Annotated in this window: 16 protein-coding genes; 11 read left to right on the top strand and 5 right to left on the bottom strand. The window is 66.4% G+C overall.

Going from position 1 to position 15,603, the window contains the following annotated elements; genetic code table 11:
* The first annotated feature begins 25 nt into the window (after window positions 1-25).
* Together dnaJ and dapB are read left to right on the top strand one after the other, a co-directional pair.
* Entirely contained in the window at window positions 26-1,228 is a 1,203-nt protein-coding gene (gene dnaJ / locus ACYX4P_RS02980; RefSeq protein ID WP_248120676.1) for a molecular chaperone DnaJ, read from the top strand.
* Window positions 1,225-1,974, top strand: a complete 750-nt coding sequence (gene dapB, locus ACYX4P_RS02975; protein WP_248120678.1) for a 4-hydroxy-tetrahydrodipicolinate reductase — start codon at window positions 1,225-1,227, stop codon at window positions 1,972-1,974. Before dnaJ ends, dapB begins: the two co-directional genes overlap by 4 nt.
* A gap of 220 nt (window positions 1,975-2,194) precedes the next feature.
* On the opposite strand, the gene dnaQ is transcribed toward dapB, so the two are convergent.
* Genes dnaQ through ACYX4P_RS02950 form a run of 5 tightly spaced genes read right to left on the bottom strand, consistent with a single transcriptional unit; the run spans window position 2,195 to window position 5,857 of the window.
* Entirely contained in the window at window positions 2,195-2,917 is a 723-nt protein-coding gene (dnaQ, locus tag ACYX4P_RS02970) for a DNA polymerase III subunit epsilon (protein WP_248120680.1), read from the bottom strand.
* A 6-nt stretch (window positions 2,918-2,923) separates the two neighbouring features.
* Window positions 2,924-3,574 (bottom strand): dephospho-CoA kinase, encoded by a 651-nt coding sequence (coaE, locus tag ACYX4P_RS02965; RefSeq protein WP_248120682.1) that lies wholly within the window; start codon window positions 3,572-3,574, stop codon window positions 2,924-2,926.
* Window positions 3,571-4,377, bottom strand: coding sequence for a shikimate dehydrogenase family protein (locus tag ACYX4P_RS02960; protein WP_248120684.1), 807 nt, complete (start codon window positions 4,375-4,377; stop codon window positions 3,571-3,573). Before ACYX4P_RS02960 ends, coaE begins: the two co-directional genes overlap by 4 nt.
* Entirely contained in the window at window positions 4,374-4,919 is a 546-nt protein-coding gene (locus tag ACYX4P_RS02955) for a Maf family protein (RefSeq protein WP_248120769.1), read from the bottom strand. The genes ACYX4P_RS02960 and ACYX4P_RS02955 overlap by 4 nt, the downstream gene beginning before the upstream one ends.
* A gap of 53 nt (window positions 4,920-4,972) precedes the next feature.
* The gene (locus tag ACYX4P_RS02950; protein ID WP_248120685.1) at window positions 4,973-5,857 is read right to left on the bottom strand and encodes a pyruvate, water dikinase regulatory protein; all 885 of its coding nucleotides are present in this window, start codon (window positions 5,855-5,857) and stop codon (window positions 4,973-4,975) included.
* 446 nt (window positions 5,858-6,303) lie between these two features.
* Here ACYX4P_RS02950 and hemE point away from each other — a divergent pair, with 446 nt between their 5' ends.
* The 9 genes from hemE to ACYX4P_RS02905 all read left to right on the top strand — a co-directional run bounded on the left by hemE (window position 6,304) and on the right by ACYX4P_RS02905 (window position 15,603).
* The gene (hemE, locus tag ACYX4P_RS02945) at window positions 6,304-7,362 is read left to right on the top strand and encodes a uroporphyrinogen decarboxylase (protein WP_248120687.1); all 1,059 of its coding nucleotides are present in this window, start codon (window positions 6,304-6,306) and stop codon (window positions 7,360-7,362) included.
* Window positions 7,359-8,435 (top strand): ferrochelatase, encoded by a 1,077-nt coding sequence (gene hemH / locus ACYX4P_RS02940; protein WP_248120689.1) that lies wholly within the window; start codon window positions 7,359-7,361, stop codon window positions 8,433-8,435. The genes hemE and hemH overlap by 4 nt, the downstream gene beginning before the upstream one ends.
* On the top strand, window positions 8,432-8,899 hold the full coding sequence (locus ACYX4P_RS02935; RefSeq protein ID WP_248120691.1) for a CopD family protein: 468 nt from the start codon (window positions 8,432-8,434) through the stop codon (window positions 8,897-8,899). Before hemH ends, ACYX4P_RS02935 begins: the two co-directional genes overlap by 4 nt.
* A gap of 205 nt (window positions 8,900-9,104) precedes the next feature.
* Window positions 9,105-10,538 (top strand): transcription termination factor Rho, encoded by a 1,434-nt coding sequence (gene rho, locus ACYX4P_RS02930; RefSeq protein ID WP_248120693.1) that lies wholly within the window; start codon window positions 9,105-9,107, stop codon window positions 10,536-10,538.
* Between the two features lie 52 nt (window positions 10,539-10,590).
* A complete protein-coding gene (locus tag ACYX4P_RS02925; RefSeq protein ID WP_248120694.1) occupies window positions 10,591-10,815 on the top strand; it encodes a DUF6489 family protein in 225 nt (74 codons plus the stop codon).
* Window positions 10,816-10,887: 72 nt separating this feature from the next.
* Window positions 10,888-12,195: a tRNA uridine-5-carboxymethylaminomethyl(34) synthesis GTPase MnmE gene (mnmE, locus tag ACYX4P_RS02920; RefSeq protein WP_248120696.1), complete on the top strand. Its 1,308-nt coding sequence runs from the start codon at window positions 10,888-10,890 to the stop codon at window positions 12,193-12,195.
* Window positions 12,196-12,288: 93 nt separating this feature from the next.
* Entirely contained in the window at window positions 12,289-14,169 is a 1,881-nt protein-coding gene (mnmG, locus tag ACYX4P_RS02915) for a tRNA uridine-5-carboxymethylaminomethyl(34) synthesis enzyme MnmG (RefSeq protein ID WP_312570433.1), read from the top strand.
* Window positions 14,169-14,801, top strand: a complete 633-nt coding sequence (gene rsmG / locus ACYX4P_RS02910) for a 16S rRNA (guanine(527)-N(7))-methyltransferase RsmG (protein ID WP_248120698.1) — start codon at window positions 14,169-14,171, stop codon at window positions 14,799-14,801. The genes mnmG and rsmG overlap by 1 nt, the downstream gene beginning before the upstream one ends.
* Window positions 14,782-15,603: a ParA family protein gene (locus ACYX4P_RS02905; RefSeq protein WP_248120773.1), complete on the top strand. Its 822-nt coding sequence runs from the start codon at window positions 14,782-14,784 to the stop codon at window positions 15,601-15,603. Before rsmG ends, ACYX4P_RS02905 begins: the two co-directional genes overlap by 20 nt.

The following is a 15,603-nucleotide window of genomic DNA, read 5'->3' as shown; positions in this document are numbered from 1 at the left end:
GGGGAAGTATGAGGACGAACGCCCGATGGCGCGTGACTATTACGAGGTTCTTGGCGTCGAACGCACGATCGACGCGCCCGGCCTGAAGGCCGCCTACCGCAAGCTGGCCATGATCCATCACCCCGACCGCAACGGCGGTTCGGAAGAGTCCATGGCCCAGTTCAAGGAAGTGTCCGAGGCCTATACGGTGCTTTCGGACCCGAACAAGCGCGCCGCCTATGACCGGTTCGGCCATGCGGGCGTGAACGGCGGCGGCGGTGGGAATCCGTTCGGTCAGGGCCAGCAGGGCTTTTCCGACATCAACGACATCTTCTCCCAGGTCTTCGGCGATGCGTTCGGCGACGCCTTCGGCGGCCGCCAGGGTCGGGGTCAGCAGGGCGGGCCGCGTCGCGGATCGGACCTGCGCTACGATCTGGAGATCACCCTGGAGCAGGCCTACAAGGGCGAGGACGTCGAACTGGACATCCCCGCCACCCTGACCTGCGACACCTGCGAGGGGTCAGGCGCCAAGCCGGGCACCAAGCCAGTGACCTGCACCACATGTCAGGGCGCCGGCCGCGTGCGCCAGGCCAATGGCTTCTTCCAGGTCGAGCGCACCTGCCCTCGGTGCCACGGCCAGGGGCAGATGATCGCCGACCCGTGCCCGACCTGCCACGGCCACGGCCAGGTGCGGAAGACCCGCACCCTGAACCTGAAAATTCCCGCCGGCGTGGACGACGGCTCGCGCATCCGCCTGTCGGGCGAGGGCGACGCCGGTCAGCGCGGCGGTCCTCGCGGCGACCTGTACGTCTTCATCTCGGTGACGCCGCACGACCTGTTCGAGCGCGACAATCTGGACCTTCTGGTCACCGTGCCCGTGCCGATGACGGTGGCGGCCCTGGGCGGCGAGATCGACGCGCCGTGCCTTGTGTCCACGGCCTGCGACGGCAAGTGCAAGGCCTCGGTCGCCGTGCCCGCCGGCGCCCAGACCGGCAAGACCGTTCGCATCAAGGGCAAGGGGATGCCGCATCTGAACGGCCGCAATCGCGGGGATCTGGTGGTCGAGCTGTTCGTCGAGACGCCCACCGATCTGACCGCGCGCCAGCGTGAGTTGTTGGAAGAGCTTGCCCTGTCGTTCGGGGAAGGGCAGAACCCCCGCAATTCCAGCTTCGCCGGAAAGGCGAAGCGTTTCTGGGCCGACATCCTGGGGAACCAGGAGGCGGACGGGTCGAAAGAAAACGCGGCTTGAGCGCAATCTTCCATGCCGGCATCTCCGGCTATCGCGGCCGGATGGGCCGCGCGGTGTCCCAGGTGCTGGACGCGCGCGAGGACGTAGTGGTCGCCGCCCGTTTCGACTGGGGCGAGACCGCGGACCTGTCGCTGTGCGACGTGATCATCGACTTCTCAACGCCGGACGCCTCGGTCGCCTTGGCTGAAAAGGCGGCCGAGAACGGCGGGCCGGCCCTGGTCATCGGCTCGACCGGCTTCACTCCCGAGCAGGAGAACGACCTGCTGAAGGCGGCCGAGAAGGTCGCCATCGTCAAGAGCGGCAACTTCTCCCTGGGTGTGAACATCCTGATCGGCCTGGTCCAGCACGCGGCCCAGCGGCTGGACGCCCGGGACTGGGATATCGAGATCACCGAGGCGCACCACCGTCGCAAGGTGGATTCTCCGTCCGGCACCGCCCTGATGCTGGGCGAGGCGGCGGCCGAGGGCCGGTTCGCCGATCTGGCCGAGCTTCGCACCGCCCCCTACGACGGCGTTCAAGGCGAGCGGGAGACGGGCAAGATCGGCTTCTCCTCCATCCGCGCCGGCGGGATCGTGGGTGAACACACGGTGCTGTTCGCCTCCGAGGACGAGGTTCTGACCCTCAGCCATTCGGCCATCGACCGGTCGCTGTTCGCTCGCGGCGCCGTCGCCGCCGCCGCCTGGGTCCGCACCCGCCGCCCCGGCCTCTACGACATGCAGGATGTGCTGGGCTTCAGACAGGCCTGATGCCTGAGGGCGATCGCCGCCCTGCCATGTTCGCGACGCGGCCACGACGTCAAAACAGATTTCTTGCGTAATTCCGGGGCGGCCGAAGGCCGAACCCGGAAACCCAGGTTCGCAATCCGGCTCTGGAGATGGCTACTGGCTGCCCGACTTCCCGGGGTGGCTTCCGGGTTCCTCGCTTCGCGAAGTCCCGGAATGACGGCAGGTTTCAGGATAGTCTTGGCTATGCCGCGTCCTCGTGAACCGGCAGGCCGTAGGCGTCCCACAACGAGCGGTCCTTAAGCACCTTGGCCAGGAAGGCGATGTGGGCGGCCTGTTCCTCTGGCGTGGAGCGAGGGCCGAGGGGGCGAGGGCGAGGACCATAGGCGGCCACCTGCGCGACACCGCCCTGACTGCGACCAACGGGCCCTGACGACAGGTCCAGCACCCGCTCCTTGCCGCCGCGCAGTTCCAGATAGACTTCCGCAAGCAGCCGGGCGTCGATCAGGGCGCCGTGCAGGGTGCGCTCGATCAGCGACACCTTGTAGCGTTTGCACAGGGCGTCCAGCGAGTTGGGCATGCCGGGAAACCGGCTCTGGGCCAATTTCAGCGTGTCGATCCAGCGCGCCTCGCCGGTGATGGGCCGGCCGCAGCGATTATATTCGAAGTCGATGAAGTTCCGGTCGAAGGCCGCATTGTGGGCGATCATCTGCGCGTCGCCGATGAACTCGATCAAATCGTCGGCGATCTCGGCGAACTTGGGCGCATCCTTGACCTTCTCGTCGGTGATGCCGTGCACCCGGATCGCATCGGGGGGGATCAGCCGCTCAGGGTTGACGAAGCGGTGGAAGGTGCGGCCGGTCGGCAGCAGATCCTGCAACTCGATACAGCCCACCTCGATCAGCCGGTCGCCCGTCTTGGGGTCGAAGCCGGTGGTTTCGGTGTCCAGAACGATCTCGCGCGCCATGCGCCCTTAATGGGGGCGTTCGGCGTCCGGCGAAAGAGCGGGACGCCCGCGACGCGGAGATATCCACGCCGGATCCAGCACGGCATCGACGACGGCGTCGACCTGGGCGCGAGCGGCGTCCAGACCCTGGCCGGTGTCGATGACGAAATCGGCGCGCGCGCGCTTTTCCGCATCGGGCAGCTGGCGCGCCAGAATCGCCTCGAACCGTTCTCGCGTCATGCCGGGGCGCGCCAAAACCCTTTCGGCCTGGATGGCGGGATCGGCAGACACCACCACCACCGCATCCACCCCGGCGTCGCCGCCGGTTTCGAACAGCAAGGGGATGTCCAGCACGGCCAGGCCCACGCCCACCGCCCGCGCGGCCTCCAGATCGTCGGCGCGGCCCGCCGCCACCAGCGGATGGACGATGGCCTCAAGCCGTCTGAAGGCGGTTTCGTCGCGTCCCAGAGCCTCGGCCAAGCGCGCGCGGTCCACCGCGCCGTCCACCACCACGCCGGGGAAGGCAGCGCCCACAGCCGCCACGGCCCCGCCGCCGGGGGCGTAGAGCCGGTGCACCGCATCGTCGGCGTTCCAGACCACGGCGCCCCTGTCGGCGAACATGGCCGTGGTCGTCGACTTGCCCATGCCGATGGAGCCGGTCAGGCCGATCAGGATCACACCGTCTCTCCCAGATGGTTCAGCACCCGCTCGCGCACGTCGGTCTGGGGAACCGGGCGGCCGAAGATCGCCTCGAACGACGGGCGCGCCTGGCCGATCAGCATGGCCAGGCCATCGACGCCCGTCAGACCGCGGTCCCGGGCGGCGGCCAGCAGCGGCGTCTCCAGCGGGCGATAGGTCATGTCCATGACCACCGTGTCCGCCTGCAGCCGCGCCACATCGAGATCGGGCCGGACGCTGAGCGCATTGACCACCAGCACGGCGTCGGCGAAGGCGTCCGCCCCCTCGACCACCGTCACGCCCGCGCCCAGATCGGCGGCCAGGCGTTCGGCCCGGTCGCGCGAGCGGTTGACGATGCGGACGCCAGCCCCGGCCGCCGCAAGGGCGCCCGCCGCCGCGCGGGCCGCCCCGCCGGCGCCCAGGATCACCACCGCCCGCCCGGCGACTTGCAGAGCCGGCGCCTGCTCCGCCAGGGCGTTCATCAGCCCATGACCGTCGGTGCTGTCGGCGGCGATGCGCCCGTCCTCGAACACCAGCAGATTGGCCGACCCGACAAGGCGGGCGGCGTCGGACACGCGATCCGCGGCGGCGAAGGCCTGTTCCTTGTAGGGGGCGGTGACGTTCAGCCCGCGCAGCCGGCCCGCGCGCCCCTGGTCCAGCAAGGCCGCGAACTGGTCCGGCGTCTCCGGTCCATGGGCGACGTAGGCGGCGTCCAGGCCCGCCGCCGCGATCCAGGTGTTGTGGATCAGGGGGCTGAGCGAATGGGCGATGGGCCAGCCGACGACCCCGGCCTGGACGGTCATCGGATCAGCACCCCGGCCCGGCGCAGTTCCGCCAGAACGGGCCACAGCGGCAGGCCCAGGACGGTGAAATAGTCGCCGTCCACCGCTTCGAACAACTGCGCGCCTAGCCCTTCCAGCCGATAGGAGCCCACGCAGGACAGCAGGGCCTCGCCCTCGGCCGCCAGATAGGCGTCTAGGAAGGCGTCGGAAAAATCGCGCATCCGCATCTGAACCGTATCGACGCCCGACCACACGATCTGGCCCTTGGTCGCCAGGGCGGCGCCCGAATGCAGCTGGTGCGACCGGCCGCTCATGGCCTTCAGGCGCTCGCGCGCCTCGTCCAGCGACCGAGCCTTGGACACCAGACCGCCTTCGAAGGCCAGGGTCTGGTCCGACCCCAACACCCAGGCGTCCTCATCGTCGCGTGATACGGCCAGGGCCTTGGCCTCGGCCAGGCGGACGGCCAGGGTGGCGGGGTCCAGGTCGCCGGATGCGGCCTTGATCGCATCCTCGTCCACGCCGACGACGCGCGCTCTGAACGACACGCCGGCGTTTTCCAGCATGGCCCGCCGGGCCGTGCTCTTGGACGCCAGGATCAGAGGCTGTGTCGTCTCGCTCACCAGCTGGTTCCTATCTTCTGGTTGCGATGCTCGCTGAGCAGGTTGGTGATGGCGGCCGCCGTCTCCTCGACCGACCGCCGGCTGACGTCGATGGTGGGCCAGCCGCGCCGTTCGAAGGCCCGGCGCGCCTTGATCGTCTCGTCGCGCACGGCTTCCTGGTCGGTGTAGGCGGAAGAGGGGTTGGCGTTCAGATTGTCGATCCGGTTGCGCCGGATCTGGACCAGCCGATCCGGCGAGACGGTCAGGCCGATGACCAGGGGATTCTTCAACCTTGTCAGCCGCTCGCCGTCCTCCTGACCCGGCACCAGGGGAACATTGGCGGCGCGGATGCCCCGGTGGGCCAGATAGATGCAGGTCGGGGTCTTGGAGGTTCGGCTGACGCCGCACAGCACCACATCGGCCCCCTCCAACTGCTCCAGCGAGCCCTGGCCGTCGTCATAGGCCATGGCGAAATCCAGAGCCGCGATGCGGTTGAAATAGTCGTGGTCCAGGGCGTGCTGAGCGCCGACGCGGGTGGACAGGGCCGCCCCGAGATAGCGCGACATGGCCCCCACCAGGGGATCGAGCGCGCCGATCTGGGGCATGTCCAGGCGACGACAGCCCTCTTCCAGCTGTTCGCGCAGATCGCGGTCGACCAGGGTGTGGAGAACCACGCCGGGGGCCGAGGCCACCTCCTGCAACACCCGATCCATCTGCTTGTCGGAACGGACCAGGGCGTAGATGTGCTCGATGGGTATGACGCCGTCGAAGCGGGCGGTGACCGCCTTGGCCATGGCGTTCAGCGTCTCGCCGGTGGAATCCGACACGAGATGGACGTGGAAATAGGTGGCCAAACGGCCCGGATTGGACGGCCGGACGCCGGACGGTCGGGCAGGGCTCATGCGGTCGGTCTCCCTGTTGAAACTTCGGGGACGGCGGGGGATCGCCGGGGCGCCGTTTGTCTTAGCCGCTCAGCGTTCGCGCCGCGAGCGGGGATGAGGGTGGATCGCATCATCCGCACGCGGCCGGTTCATCCCAAGGCGGAAAACCCGTTTCGCCTTCGCTGTGGAAATCCTAATGAAGGGTTAACGACGCTTAACCGCGTTCACAGGCTCAAAGTCCCGCAAAGCCTTGCTCGTTAAGGTTTCGTTAGGGATTATCCACCGGCGTTCCAGTCGGCGAGATCATCCCCGTTAACGATAGTCGGGCCGGGGATATCCGTTTTTGTTCCGTTGTAAGAGCCGAGGTCATCCCCGTCATTCCACCGCCCTACCTGCCACTTCGAATCTTTTAATTCTTATTCTGATTAGGGATTGAGAGCGGGGGGCTGTGACCTTAATCGTCCGGCATGACCGATCCGACCCAGAACGCCGATCAGACACCCTTGATGATCCGGGCTCTCCGAGGAGAGACGTTGGATCGTCCGCCGGTCTGGTTCATGCGCCAGGCCGGGCGGTATCTGCCGGAGTACCGCCGGCTGAGGGCCGAGGCGCCGGACTTCATCGCCTTTTGCCTGAATCCAGAGATGGCGGCCGAGGCGACGCTTCAGCCCATGCGCCGGTTCGGCTTCGATGCGGCCATCGTCTTCGCCGACATTCTGCTGATCCCCCGCGCCCTGGGCCAGGACGTCTGGTTCGAAACGGGCGAGGGGCCCCGGCTTGGCGAAATGCCCATTCCCGGCCGAATGGCCGAGCTGGCGCCGTCGGCGGGCGAGCATTTGTCGGCTGTGGGTGAAACCCTGTCGATCGTCCGTGCGGCGCTTGAGCCCGAGCGCGCCCTGATCGGGTTCGCGGGCGCGCCCTGGACGGTGGCGACCTATATGCTGGACGGCGAGCATCGCACCATCGGCAAGGGCGAGCGCGCCCAGGCCCGCACCTACGCCTACGCCGATCCCAAGCGCGTGGACGAGACGCTGGAGGTTCTGGTCGAGGCCACGGCCCGGTATCTGAAGATGCAGGCGGACAGCGGCGCCCAGGTGCTCAAGATCTTCGAGAGCTGGGCCGAAGGGCTCCCCGATGATCTGTTCGAACGTCTGGTCCTGAAGCCCCACCAGGCGCTTGTGAAGCGCACGCGGGAGCTGGGGGTCACCGTGCCCATGATCGGCTTCCCACGCGGCTCTGCGACGCTTGCAGAGCGGTATGCCGAACAGGTCGAGGTGGACGGCGTCGCGCTCGACACCGCCTGTCCCTTGGAGATCGGCAAACGGGTGCAGCAGATCAAGCCTATCCAGGGCGCCCTAGACCCGTTGCTGCTGCGCGCGGGCGGCGAAATGCTGGACCGCCGCGTCGATCAGCTGATGGAGGCCTGGGGGCGGGGGCCTTGGATCTTCAACCTGGGCCACGGCATCCTGCCGGACGTGCCTATCGACCATGTCGAACAGGTGCTGAAGCGGATCGGCGCCCAATGAGCGCTGCGCGGCATGGGGCGGGGTTCAAGGGGCGGCGGATCGCCGTGGTCCTGTTCAATCTGGGGGGACCGGACGATCAGGCCTCGGTCAAACCCTTCCTGTTCAACCTGTTCAACGACCCCGCCATCATCGGCCTGCCTGGCCTGTTGAGAACGCCGCTGGCCCGACTGATCTCCAGCCGGCGCGAGGTCGCCGCCCAGGCCAACTATCGCCTGATGGGCGGGGGCTCGCCGCTGCTGGCCGAGACGACGGCCCAGGCCCAGGCGCTGCAGGTCGCTCTGGCCGACCGCATGGCGGGCGACGAGGTCAGGGTGTTCATCGCCATGCGCTACTGGAACCCGCTGACCGAGGAAACGGCCGCCGACGTCGCCGTGTTCGGGCCTGACGAAGTGGTGCTGCTGCCGCTCTATCCGCAGTATTCGACGACCACGACCCAGTCGTCGCTACAACTCTGGATGGCGACCTACGCCGGATCGGGCGTCAGCCGGGCGGTCTGCTGCTATCCACAGGCGGCTGGCTGGATCGCGGCCCAGGCCCAGGCCATCGTTCAGAAGCTGGACGAGGCGGGCGACGCCCCGGTGCGGGTGCTGTTTTCCGCCCACGGCATTCCCGAAAAGCTGGTCAGCGGCAAGGGCGATCCCTACCAGGAGCAGGTCGAGACGACCGTCGCCGCCGTGGTCGCGGAGATCGAGGCCCTGCGCGGCCCCATCGAGCACGCCCTCTGCTATCAGAGCCGGGTCGGACCGATGAAATGGCTGGGGCCGTCCACGCCCGAGGCGATCCAGACGGCGGCCGACGACGGGGTCGGAGTGGTCGTCACCCCCATCGCCTTCGTCTCCGAACATATTGAGACCCTGGTCGAGCTGGATATCGAATACGCCGAACTGGCCCATGCCAAAGGCGTTCAACCCTATCTGCGGGCGCCCGCCGTCGGGATCGAGCCGCTGTTCATCGACGCCCTGGCCGAGGCGACCGTGGGGGCCTTGGGCCGAACCGGCGTCGCGCCGCACGGCCAGGGGTGCAAGGCGGACTGGAAGGCCTGTCCGCATCGTAACGGGAGACACGCGGCATGAACCTGTATGATCTGGCGCGGGGCCTGCACATTCTGGCCGTGATCGCCTGGATGGCCGGATTGCTGTTCCTGCCGCGCCTCTACGCCTATGACGTCGAGCAGAACGCCAAGCCCGAACCGTTGCGCGGCGAGATGCAGGGCCTGCTTCGCCTGTGGCAGACGCGGCTTCTGCGCATCATCGTCAATCCGGCGATGATCCTGGCCTGGGCGTTCGGCCTGTGGCTGATCCACATCGACGTCGCGGCGCGGGGCGCGGCGTTCCTGGCCGAGCCGTGGATGGTGACGAAGCTGGTCGGGGTCTTCCTGCTCAGCGGTTGGCACGGGTTCCTGGCCGCGCAGCGAAAGAAGATCGCGGCCGGCACGTCGAAATATTCCGGAAAGTTCTGGCGGATGACCAATGAGGTTCCGTTCGTCCTGGCCATCATTATGGTCCTGTCGGTGACGACGGAATGGCGGTTCGGCTAGTCGGCTCCGCTTGACCTGGGTCGCCGGCTGTGGTTCGGCTGGTGGCGAACCGTTCGACCCTGGCGTCGGCGGTCCCTCTCTTCTTCGCGACGCCTGCCGGTTCGACCAGCAGGAGGCCGTCGCGCCCTCCACCGGCCGAAAGGCCAGACAATCCTAGAGACCCGACGCCGCAGCGACCGTCTGCGAGCGCCCGCGAGCCTGCATCATGACCGACGTCCGCGACACCAATCCCGACACCCCCGAAAACGAAGGCGTCGAGGCCGAAGCCCCGATCCATCACGGGGCCCAGCATGAAGCCGGCGAGGCGGCGGGCGCCGATTCCGGCGTGGACACCACGGCCGACGAGGACGAGGACGGCGAACCCGTCGTCGCGAACGGCCGTATCACCCTGGCGGAACTGAACGAGAAGACGCCGGCCGACCTGGTCGCCTTCGCCGAACAGCTGGAGGTCGAGAACGCCTCGAACCTGCGCAAACAGGACCTGCTGTTCGCCATCCTCAAGGCCCTGGCCGACGAAGAAGTCGAGATCATCGCCGACGGCGTTCTGGAGATCCTGCCGGACGGTTTCGGCTTTCTGCGCAGCCCCGACGCCAACTATCTGCCCGGCCCGGACGACATCTATGTCTCGCCGTCGCAGATCCGCCGCTTCGGCCTGCGCTCGGGCGACACCGTCCACGGCGCCGTGCGCGGCCCGCGTGAGGGTGAGCGTTACTTCGCCCTGCTCAAGGTCGACACGATCAACCTGGAAGACCCGGAACTGGTCAAGACCAAGGTCCTGTTCGACAACCTGACGCCCCTCTATCCCGAAGAGCGGCTGCACATGGAAATCCAGGACCCGACCCTGAAGGACCGTTCGGGCCGGGTCATCGACATTGTCGCGCCTTTGGGCAAGGGCCAGCGCTGCCTGATCGTCGCCCCGCCGCGCGTGGGCAAGACAGTGATGCTGCAGAACATCGCCAAGTCGATCGAGAAGAACCATCCGGAGGTCTTCCTGATCGTCCTGCTGATCGACGAACGCCCGGAAGAAGTCACCGACATGCAGCGCACCGTGAAGGGGGAGGTGGTCGCCTCCACCTTCGATGAGCCCGCCACCCGCCACGTCGCCGTCGCAGAAATGGTGATCGAAAAGGCCAAGCGTCTGGTCGAGCACAAGAAGGATGTTGTGATCCTTCTGGACTCCATCACCCGTCTGGGCCGCGCCTACAACGCCACCGTCCCGTCGTCGGGCAAGGTGCTGACCGGCGGTGTCGACGCCAACGCCCTGCAGCGTCCCAAGCGCTTCTTCGGCGCCGCGCGGAATGTGGAACAGGGTGGTTCGCTGACCATCATCGCCACGGCCCTGATCGACACCGGCAGCCGCATGGACGAGGTGATCTTTGAAGAGTTCAAGGGCACCGGCAACTCGGAAATCGTGCTTGACCGCAAGGTCGCCGACAAGCGCATCTTCCCCGCCATCGACGTGCTGAAGTCGGGCACCCGTAAGGAAGACCTGATCACGCCCAAGGACCAGCTGGCCAAGACCTATGTCCTGCGCCGCATTCTGAATCCGATGGGGCCGCAGGACGCCATCGAGTTCCTGCTCGACAAGCTGCGTCAGTCCAAGAACAACGCCGACTTCTTCCAGTCGATGAACACCTGAGACGGCGCCCGCCATCGGGCGCACTGTTTCACGTGAAACGGAGTTAAGGCCGATGAAGATCAATGTCGAAGTCGATTGCACGCCGGCCGAGGCGCGGGCCTTTCTTGGCCTGCCCGACGTCACCCCGCTGAATGACGCCATGGTCGCCGAAATGCAGAAACGGATGCAGGACAATATCTCCGCCATGCAGCCCGAGGAGCTGATGAAGACCTGGACCAGCTTCGGCCTGCAGGCCCAGGATCACTTCCGGCGCCTGATGGAAGCGGCCGTGAAGTGACCGGCGATCGCCTCCCATAAAGCGGGGAGGACGCGACGCGCCGATGATCGCGCTCGAATGGGAGGAGACCTGATGACCGACACCATCTTCGCCCTCGCCACGCCTCCTGGTCGTGGAGCCATCGCCGTAGTTCGATTGTCGGGTCCCGGCGTCGAATCGACGTTGGCCTCACTGGGCGCGCATCGGCTCAAGCCGCGCATGGCCTCGGTCCGCAGCCTCACCCATAGAGGCGCTACCATTGACCAGGCGCTGGTGCTGCGCTTCGTGGCCCCCCATTCCTATACGGGCGAAGACGCGGCCGAGCTTCATCTTCACGGGGGACGAGCCGTGGTGGAGGCCGCCAGCCGCGCCCTGATCGCGCTGGGCGTCCGACCGGCTGAGCCCGGCGAATTCACCCGCCGCGCCTTCCAGAACGGCCTCATGGATCTGGCTCAGGCCGAGGCGGTCGCAGATCTGATCGACGCCGAGACGACTGCTCAGGCCAAACAGGCGCTGGGCCAGCTCGACGGGCGACTGAGCGAGTCCTACGCTGGTTTTCGTCGCGACCTGCTTCACGCCCTTGCGCTGGTGGAAGCCGAGATCGACTTCCCCGACGAAGAGGTTCCCGACAATCTGGCGCAGACCGCCGGCCCGGTGCTGGACCGGCTGATCGACGATCTGCGCCGGGCCATCGACACCGGCCGGAGAGGAGAGCGGGTGCGGGATGGTTATCGCATCGTCCTGATCGGGGAGACGAACGCGGGTAAGTCCTCGCTGTTCAACGCCTTGATCGCGCGAGAAGCCGCCATCGTTACGCCGATTGCAGGAACGACGCGCGATGTGCTGGACGCGGAACTGGTGATCGGCGGCTATGCCGTCACCTTGTCCGATACGGCGGGGCTGCGCGATAGCGACGATCCCGTTGAGGCCGAAGGGGTTCGTCGGGCCCGTGCGCGGGCGGATCAGGCCGACCTCCGCCTTTGGGTGCGGGCGCCGGGCGACGCGACCGGGGCTGCCGCTGACTACGCCCGTGCTGGCGATCTGATCGTTGCGACCAAGAGCGATCTATGCGGCCAGGACCTTGGCGATAGTCTGGAGGTACTGAGCATAAGCACGACAACCGGGCAGGGGCTTGCCGCATTGCATGACTGGATCGCCGCCAGGCTGTCGTTTGATCTGGCCGGTTCAGACTTCCCGGCCGTCACCCGTGAACGGCACCGCCTTCGTCTGATGGAAGCCCTCGTCGCCGTCGAGGCTGGCCGTATTGCATTAGATATCGCGCCCGAAATGGCGGGTGACGATTTGCGTCGCGCCGCGGAAGCCCTGGCGCGCGTGACCGGCGCCATCGGGGTGGAAGACATACTGGGTCAGGTCTTCTCTACCTTCTGCATCGGCAAATAGCCCTTTAGCCATACCGCTGTTTCACGTGAAACAGCTTAGACGGTGGTGCGTCTGTGGCTGGCGAAAAGCGTCCACTTGGCCTATGTGGCGCGGATGAACGATCCCATTGAAAGCGTGTGCGACGTCATCGTTATCGGTGGCGGGCACGCGGGCTGTGAAGCGGCCGCGGCCTCTGCGCGAGCGGGCGCTCGAACTCTCCTGCTGACGCAGAAGCTGGAGACGATTGGCGAGATGTCCTGCAACCCGGCCATCGGCGGCCTGGGGAAGGGCCATCTGGTGAGAGAGATCGACGCCCTGGATGGGGTAATGGGGCGTCTCGCCGATGTATCGGGGATTCAGTTTCGATTGCTGAATCGGTCTAAGGGTGCGGCCGTTCGCGGTCCGCGCAGCCAGATCGACCGTCGTCTTTACCGCGAGGCTATGCAGGCTGAGTTGGCCGCAACGCCTAATCTGACGCTGATGGCCGGAACGGCCGAACGCTTGCGTCTTGAGGGCGACCGGGTTGTTGGTGTGGTGACGGGGGCGGGCGAGACGATCCGCGCTGTCGCAGTCGTGCTGACCACGGGCACATTCCTGAATGGGGTCATCCACCGGGGGGACGAGCGTATCCCTGCCGGACGGCATGGCGAAGATCCTTCGACCGGACTGGCGGCAGACCTCCATGCCGCCGATTTGGTGATGGGTCGATTAAAGACGGGCACCCCGGCGCGGCTGGATGGTCGCACGATCGCTTGGGACCGGCTGGAAATGCAGCAGGCGGACGAGGAGCCATCCGCCTTTTCCTTCATGACCGACGCCATAACCGTGCCCCAGATCGCCTGCGGCGTGACCCACACAACCGAAGAGACACACCGCATCATCGCCGAGAACCTGGGCGAAAGCGCCGTCTATGGCGGTCGCCTGTCGGGGCGGGGGCCTCGCTACTGCCCGTCCATCGAGGACAAGGTGGTTCGGTTCGAAGACAAGACCAGTCATCAGATCTTCCTGGAGCCGGAAGGTTTGGACGATCCAACGGTCTATCCGAACGGCATCTCCACCTCCGTTTCGGAGGCTACTCAGCTCGCCTTCTTGCGGACCATTCCCGGTCTCGAGGCGGTCGAGGTGTTTCGCTACGGCTACGCCATCGAGTATGATTATGTCGACCCGCGAGAACTGACCCCGGCGTTGGAAGTAAAGAAGCGGCCGGGCCTTTATCTTGCGGGGCAGATCAACGGCACGACCGGATATGAGGAGGCGGCGGCCCAGGGCCTGATGGCTGGGCTGAACGCCGCGCGGGCTTCCGCCGGCCAACCGCCTGTAATCCTCGGGCGGGACCGGGCCTATATCGGCGTGATGATCGACGACTTGGTGACGCGCGGGGTTACAGAGCCCTATCGGATGTTCACCAGCCGCGCAGAGTATCGTCTGACCCTGCGAGCGGACAACGCCGATCAGCGGCTGACGCCATTAGGCATCGAGCTGGGTATTGTCGGAGAGGCGCGCCGCCAGCGGTTTGAAACCAAGGCGGTCGCGCTTGCGGAAGCGGGCGCTGTTTCACGTGAAACACTGTTCACGCCGAACGAGGCGGGCGGGCTGGGGATCACAGTGAATGCTGATGGCCGGCGCAGGTCAATGCGCGAACTGCTGGCCTTCCCCGGTGTGGCGTTGGACCAGTTCCTGCCGGCTGTGCCGCAGATTGCGCGATGGTCCGACGAGGTCCGCGAGCAGGTTGTGATCGACGCGGGCTACGCCAACTATCTGGACCGCCAGTCCCTCGACGCTGAAGCCTTGAGAACCGAGGAGGCGTTAGCCCTGCCGCTTGATCTGGACTATGCAGCGATCGGTGGACTGTCCAATGAGGTGCGGGAGAAACTGTTGCGGGTCCGGCCGATCACCCTGGGCCAGGCTGGCAGGATCGAGGGCATGACGCCTGGGGCCCTGACGGCCCTGCTCGCCTATGTAAAGCGCGGGCCTCGCGCGACGGTCGCCGCGTAATGCTGGAACCGGAAAAGACCGCCTTTGGGGCGCGCGCCCGAGCCACCGAAACGCAGCTTTCGGATATGGAGGCGTTTCGTATCCGGCTCGCAGACGCCAATGCCGTGATGAACCTGGTCGGGCCGGACAGCCTGCCGGACTTCTGGAACCGTCATGCCTGGGACAGCGCCCAGTTGCTGCAAGAGGCGCCTCAGGCCTTGACGTGGGCGGACCTTGGGGCCGGGGCGGGCTTCCCGGGGGTGGTGTTGGCGGTCCTGGCCAAGGGCCGCCCTGGCGCGCACGTCTGGCTGATCGATTCGTTGGGCAAGCGCTGTCGCTTCCTGCAAGAGGTGGTCGATGCGCTGGAGCTTCCCGCCACGGTCATCAACGGCAGAGCGGAGGAACAGCGGATCAGGTGCGACATCGTGACGGCTCGGGCCGTTGCGCCGATGGATCGGCTGCTAGGTTATGCACAGCCGTACTTTGAAAGAGGTGCACAAGGTCTGTTCCTGAAGGGGGAGAAGGCCGAATCCGAGTTGATCGAAGCGCGGAAATCCTGGCATTTCGATGCGGAACTGGCCCCGTCGCAGAGCGACCCGCGCGGCCGTATCGTGAAAATTCGGAGTGTTCGACGTGCCCGCAGCCGGTCGTAAGAAGCAGCCCGCACGGGTTCTCGCAGTATCCAATCAAAAGGGCGGCGTGGGCAAAACCACGACTGCAATCAATCTGGGCACCGCGTTAGCGGCGATCGGCGAGCGCGTGCTGATCGTCGACATGGACCCGCAGGGCAATGCCTCCACAGGCTTGGGTGTTCCACGTGAAACACGGCGGGTCACAATCTATGACGTGGTTGTGGACCAGCGGTCCATCGACGATGCGGCTGTGCAGACCACGGTTCCTGGGCTGTGGATCGTGCCAGCGGACGCCGATATGTCGGGTGTAGAAATCGAGCTGAGCCAGGCGGATCGTCGCTCTTACCGCCTGCGCGACGCGCTAAGGGCGCACGATGACGGCCCTACCGCGTATGACTATGTGCTGATCGACTGCCCGCCGTCTCTGAACCTGCTGACCTTGAACGCCATGGCGGCGGCTGATGCCGTTCTGGTCCCGTTGCAGTGCGAGTTCTTCGCGCTGGAGGGTTTGAGCCAGCTGATGCGGACCATCGACATGGTCAAGCACAGCCTCAATCCGTCATTGGAAATCCAGGGCCTTGTCCTGACCATGTTCGACCGCAGAAGCGCCTTGTCGGGCCAGGTGGCGAACGATGTCCGCGCCCATTTCGGCGACAAGGTCTATGAGAGCGTCATTCCGCGCAACGTTCGCGTGGCCGAGGCGCCGTCTTTCGGCAAGCCGGCTTTGATCTATGATCTGAAATGCGCCGGCAGCCAGGCCTATCTCCGCCTGGCCCGAGAGGTCGTGAAGCGCGAGCGGCAGCGGCTGAAGCTGGCCGCCTGA

The sequence above is a fragment of the Brevundimonas sp. ABV4_179 genome, from assembly GCF_056311945.1.
Note: the sequence above shows the minus strand (reverse complement) of the source record. Positions and strands in the feature narration are given on the sequence as shown.